The 5302-nt window shown below is 62.3% G+C and carries 5 protein-coding genes; 4 read left to right on the top strand and 1 reads right to left on the bottom strand.

Annotated features, from left to right (window positions below; translation table 11 throughout):
- Positions 1–62: 62 nt before the first annotated feature.
- Positions 63–623 (bottom strand): cupin domain-containing protein, encoded by a 561-nt coding sequence (locus tag AADA04_RS08795; RefSeq protein WP_340692884.1) that lies wholly within the window; start codon positions 621–623, stop codon positions 63–65.
- 159 nt (positions 624–782) lie between these two features.
- Between AADA04_RS08795 and AADA04_RS08790 the strand changes: the two genes are divergently transcribed.
- Genes AADA04_RS08790 through AADA04_RS08775 form a run of 4 tightly spaced genes read left to right on the top strand, consistent with a single transcriptional unit; the run spans position 783 to position 5233 of the window.
- The gene (locus tag AADA04_RS08790) at positions 783–1787 is read left to right on the top strand and encodes a cysteine synthase A (protein ID WP_340692883.1); all 1005 of its coding nucleotides are present in this window, start codon (positions 783–785) and stop codon (positions 1785–1787) included.
- Between the two features lie 4 nt (positions 1788–1791).
- On the top strand, positions 1792–2637 hold the full coding sequence (locus AADA04_RS08785) for a sulfurtransferase (protein ID WP_340692882.1): 846 nt from the start codon (positions 1792–1794) through the stop codon (positions 2635–2637).
- A complete protein-coding gene (metC, locus tag AADA04_RS08780; protein WP_340692881.1) occupies positions 2634–3788 on the top strand; it encodes a cystathionine beta-lyase in 1155 nt (384 codons plus the stop codon). The genes AADA04_RS08785 and metC overlap by 4 nt, the downstream gene beginning before the upstream one ends.
- An 8-nt stretch (positions 3789–3796) precedes the next feature.
- Complete coding sequence (locus AADA04_RS08775; protein ID WP_340692880.1) at positions 3797–5233, top strand: SLC13 family permease; 1437 nt, start codon at positions 3797–3799, stop codon at positions 5231–5233.
- Positions 5234–5302 lie beyond the last annotated feature (69 nt).

Genomic DNA, 5302 nt, shown 5'->3' with positions numbered 1-5302 from the left:
ATTGTCGGCCATCGCGGGGGTAGCGAGAAGGACCAGGGCGAGGGCGGTAAGGGCGCGACGAATCATCGGAACAGGTTCCATAGCGGGTTGCTGGTCTCGGCGACGAAACAGATGCAGGGCTCGTCGCCCACGGCGGCAGGTTTGTGGCGCATGCCCGGTTCGCCCAGCACGAGGTCTCCCCGGGAATAAACGCCATGCCCGTCACTGAAACGTCCCTGCAGCACAACGGTTGCTTCGAGCGCGCCATGACCATGGGTCGGTGCGGACTGTCCGGGCTCGAGTTTCATGAACTTGGCGCCCCGGGTGGCCGTGTTTGCGTAGGAAACGCCTGACAGACCGCGTTTCCACGGCAACGGCGCGCCGTCTGACAAAGCCAGTAGCTCGCTGGCCGTCGCGGTATTCCTGCGGGGTCGCAAGCGGCGTTTCGACCGCGTATTGGGACGCCCGGCTGGTCTCTGGTCCCTTTCGAGCAGTGCACCACCGACAATCGACCAGAGCCTGGCCGTTTCAGACCCTGTGGGGCTGAGCAATATGTGCAGGTCGCCCGCAAGCGTCATGGCGTCGGCATGGTTACCGGCGGCATGGTCCATCATGAAGGACGCGTATGAATCCTGGTTATGCAAGGGCGGGTCCCTGTCCGATTAGTGTGTTCAATGAACTGGCTTACGGCGCCGAGGGCCAATTGGATCACCTTACAATGCGCCATCGACGCAGTTGTGCATTGCCGCGCTGCACCCTAGCTTGGTCTGACAAGACCTCCCAAACTGAACCGGACCGACCGCATGACCACTTACCGCTCCGTTGTTGACCTGATTGGCAACACGCCCCTGCTCCGCCTCAACGCGGTATCTGACGAAACCGGATGCGAAATCCTCGGAAAATGCGAATTCCTGAACCCCGGACAATCGGTCAAGGATCGCCCGGCGCTGGGGATCGTGCGAGACGCCGAAGCCGCGGGCCAATTGAAGCCCGGCGGCACAATTGTCGAAGGCACAGCCGGCAATACGGGTATCGGGCTGGCGCTTGTTGGCGCAGCGCTCGGCTATCGCGTCGTGATCGTGATGCCGCGTACGCAGAGCCAGGAAAAGAAGGACGCCATCCGACTGCTCGGCGCAGAACTCATCGAGGTCGACGCCGTGCCTTATGCCAATCCGAACAATTACATCAAGTTTTCAGGACGCCTCGCCGAGGACCTTGCGAAATCGGAACCGAATGGCGCGATCTGGGCCAACCAGTTCGACAATGTCTCAAACCGCAAAGCCCATTACTACACGACGGGCCAGGAAATCTGGAACCAGACTGACGGCAAGCTGGACGCGTTCATCTGCGCGGTCGGGTCCGGCGGCACGCTCGGCGGCGTTTCGATGGCGCTGAAAGAGAAGCGCAAGTCAGTGCAGATCGGCCTCGCTGATCCCGGCGGCGCGGCGATGTACGAATATTTCACGAGCGGCGAATTGAAGTCCGAAGGCACGTCGATTACCGAAGGAATCGGACAGGGCCGCATCACGGCCAATCTTGAAGGCATTGAAGTGGACCGCGCGTATCGCTGTTCCGATACCGAAGCATTGAACGTGCTGTTCGCGCTGGTTCAAAAGGAAGGCCTTTGCCTCGGCGGCTCGGCCGGGATCAATGTGGCCGGCGCGGTCAAGATGGCGCGCGACCTCGGCCCGGGACATACGATCGTGACGGTGCTGTGCGACTATGGCAATCGTTACCAATCGAAACTGTACAATCCGGAATTCCTGAGATCGAAGGACCTGCCGGTGCCGCCATGGATGGAGACATAAATCAATGGAATCGGGAGACCCCCTCGTCAATGCCGATTGGCTGATCAAGAATTTTGACGCACCGGATGTGCGCGTGCTGGACGCGACCTATTTCGCGGACTTCACAAACCCGCCGGAAACCGGGCGCCAGGCCTGGGCGCGCGGACACATTCCCGGCGCCACCCATTTCGACATCGACGACATCGCCGATACATCCTCGCCGCTTCCGCACATGCTGCCGGATTCCGTGAAGTTCTCATCGCGCGTCCGCAAGCTGGGCGTCGGCGATGGCAACCGTATCGTCGTCTATGACCAGAACCGTTTCTTCGCGTCTGCCCGCGCATGGTGGATGCTGCGCGTGATGGGCCATACGGATGTCCGCGTGCTGGACGGTGGCCTCAACGCATGGGTCGAAGCAGGTGGGGCGCTTGAAGACCTGCCGCCGATGGTCAGCGAACGCCACTTCACGCCCCGCGTGCGGGCCGATCTCGTAATGGATGCAACCGGGCTGGAGAAACTGGTCGGGTCGGCGCGCACCACGATTGTCGACTCGCGCCCGGATGGCCGCTTTTTCGGTCGCGAACCCGAGCCGCGCGCAGGCCTCGCCTCCGGGCATATTCCCGGCAGCGTCAACCTCCCCGGCAGCGCGCTGGTGACGGAAGACGGCCATATGCTGGCGGCGAACAAGCTCGCCTCGCTGTTCAAGAATCCAAAGGCGCCCACCGTCACGACGTGCGGGTCGGGCGTATCCGCGGCCATCGCCGCGCTGGCGCTGGCACGGCTCGGAAACTGGGACGTGGCCGTCTATGATGGGTCGTGGACGGAATGGGCCTCTGATCCGGCGCGCCCGATTGCGACGGACGCAAAATGAAACAACCGGAAACGCGCCTTATCCACACACGTATGGAGCGACTGGGACGGGTGACCGTAAACCCGCCCGTGGAACGCGCGTCGACAGTGCTTTTTTCGACCGAAGAGAGTCTTTACGGCCCAAAGCCGACTTATGGCCGGATGGGACTGACCGTTCACCGCGAACTGGAAGCGGCGATGAACGCGCTGGAAGGCGCGACCTATACACGGCTCGCAACCAACGGCTTGCAGGCCTGTTCGCTGGCCATTGCCGCATGCGTTCGGAACGGCGATCACCTCCTGTTCCCGGATAGTGCCTACGGACCGACAGCAAGATTCTGCGAGCGACGGTTGCCTGCCATGGGTGTGAAAACGACGCGCTTTGATCCGCGCATCGGCGCCGGAATCGCTGACCTGATACAAGACAATACGAAAGCCATTTTCCTGGAATCACCCGGCTCACTGACATTCGAGATCAGTGATACGCCTGCCATCGTCGAGATCACCAAGGCGCGCGGCATTCGCACCATCATGGACAATACCTGGGGCGCAGGCCTGCACCACCAGCCGTTGGCGCTGGGGGTGGACTTGTCGGTGCAGGCGCTGACCAAATATGCAGCGGGCCATTCCGATGCATTTGGCGGCGCCGTGATGACCAGCACTCCCGGCATGGCGGGTCGGCTGGACGCGCTGTCGGAAGACTGGGGCATCAGCCTGTCGCCTGACGACGCCTATCTATGCCTGCGCGGCTTACGCACACTCAAGACACGGCTGAAGGCGCACGAGGCCGCCGGTCTCGAGATTGCGCACTGGCTGGATGGGCGCCCGGAAGTTTCCGAGGTGCTGCACCCTGCCCTGCCATCGTCTCCGGATCATGCGCTGTGGCAACGCGATTTCAGCGGCGCGAACGGCCTGTTCGGCGTGGTGCTCAATCCTGTGCCGGAGGGCGGCATGGAACGGTTCCTCGATGCCATGCACCTGTTCGCGATGGGATTCTCCTGGGGCGGATTCGAGAGCCTGATCATTCCTTGCGACGAGCAATTAACGCGCACGAAGGGAAGCTGGACCGATGAGCGGGCCGGTCCACTGCTGCGCGTCCATGTGGGCCTGGAAGCGGTGAGCGATCTCATTGCCGACCTTGAGGCCGGCTTCAAGGCGATGGCGGGGAGCTGACGGGAGGCATGGGGGCGCAAAAAATCGGATTGGTTGTAGGGCCGGTTGTGGCCGGGCTCATGCTGTTGCTCGGGCCGCCGGACGGCCTGAACCCCGCCGCGTGGGGCACGGCAGCACTCATGGTGCTGATGGCGACATGGTGGGCAACCGAGGCGATACCTATTCCGGCGACATCATTGTTGCCACTTGTCGTACTGCCCCTGGTCGAAGCGGGCACGCCCAGACAGGTCGGAGCGGACTATGCACACTATATCGTTCTGCTGCTGCTCGGCGGGTTCATCATCGCCATGGGGATCGAACGGTGGGACCTGCACAAGCGTATCGCCCTGAACGTCATCGCACGCGTTGGCGCTGCGCCGAAATCACTGATTTTCGGCTTCATGCTGGCGACTGCCATGCTGTCGATGTGGATATCCAATTCGGCCACAACACTGATGATGATGCCCATTGCGCTGTCGGCGGCGCACGCCCTTGGCGACAAAAGTGGCAAGTTCGCTGCGGCATTGTTGCTGGGCGTCTGCTACGCGGCATCGATCGGCGGTGTCGCCACCCCCATTGGTACACCGACAAACCTGATCGCCATAAACTGGCTGCAGGTCGAAATGGGCGCGAGTATCGGCTTTCCGCAATGGATGGCGTTCGGTATTCCGGCAGCAGCCGTGATGATACCCATTGCCTGGTGGGCTGTGACGCGCAGCTTGCCGCAACTTGAAGGCGGCCACGCCGTCGTCGAGCGGGTGCGTGAGCAACTCCGCTCGCTCGGCCGCATGACGCAGCCGGAATTCCGGGCAGCACTGGTTTTTGGTGTTGTCGCCCTGCTCTGGGTGTCGCGCCTGTGGACGGTGGACCTGATCGATGCGGTCGGCTGGAGTGTCCCGAAGGGATTCAATGGCGCAGAAGTCGACATGATGATTGCCATTGCCGGGGGTGTGATGATGTTCATCGTGCCAGCGGGCGGTGGAGAGAAACGTGCGCTGCTAAGCTGGCAAGAAGCCGAGCGCCTGCCATGGGGCGTGCTGGTGCTGTTTGGCGGCGGCATTGCGCTGGGCAATGCCGTCTCCCGGACCGGACTGTCCGAATGGCTGGGTAGTCATTTGTCGGTGATGTCGTCGTTTCCACCGATCCTGTTTATTGCGGTCGTCGTGATGCTGGTGATCTTCCTGACAGAACTGACGAGCAATGTCGCCACGATGACGACGCTGGCACCCATCCTTGGCGCACTGGCGGTTGCCGTCGGCATGGCGCCGGAAAGCCTGCTGGGACCCGCGGCTGTGGCCGCCTCATGCGCGTTCATGCTGCCGGTTGCGACGGCGCCGAATGCCATCGTCTATTCGACAGGGCAGGTTCCGATCCAGACGATGATGCGCAAGGGACTGGCCATCAACCTGATCGGCATCGGCGTGATCACCGCGATTGGCTATTGGATTGCGCCCCTCGTTCTCTGAACGGCTCTGCGCGCGCAGCCCCCCACTCCAAGGGGGAAGGAGAGTGGGGGGCACCGCTGCGGGCCAGGG

The sequence above is a fragment of the Hyphomonas sp. genome (genome assembly GCF_037969335.1).
In the GTDB taxonomy this organism is placed as follows: Bacteria; Pseudomonadota; Alphaproteobacteria; order Caulobacterales; family Hyphomonadaceae; genus Hyphomonas.
This window is presented reverse-complemented; position numbering and strand designations above follow the sequence as displayed.

What these genes read in the sequence shown, in the direction of transcription:
- AADA04_RS08790 (WP_340692883.1), top strand. Translation starts at nt 783, where the DNA reads ATGACCACTTACCGCTCCGTTGTTGACCTGATTGGCAACACGCCCCTG.
- AADA04_RS08785 (WP_340692882.1), top strand. Translation starts at nt 1,792, where the DNA reads ATGGAATCGGGAGACCCCCTCGTCAATGCCGATTGGCTGATCAAGAAT.
- metC (WP_340692881.1), top strand. Translation starts at nt 2,634, where the DNA reads ATGAAACAACCGGAAACGCGCCTTATCCACACACGTATGGAGCGACTG.
- AADA04_RS08775 (WP_340692880.1), top strand. Translation starts at nt 3,797, where the DNA reads ATGGGGGCGCAAAAAATCGGATTGGTTGTAGGGCCGGTTGTGGCCGGG.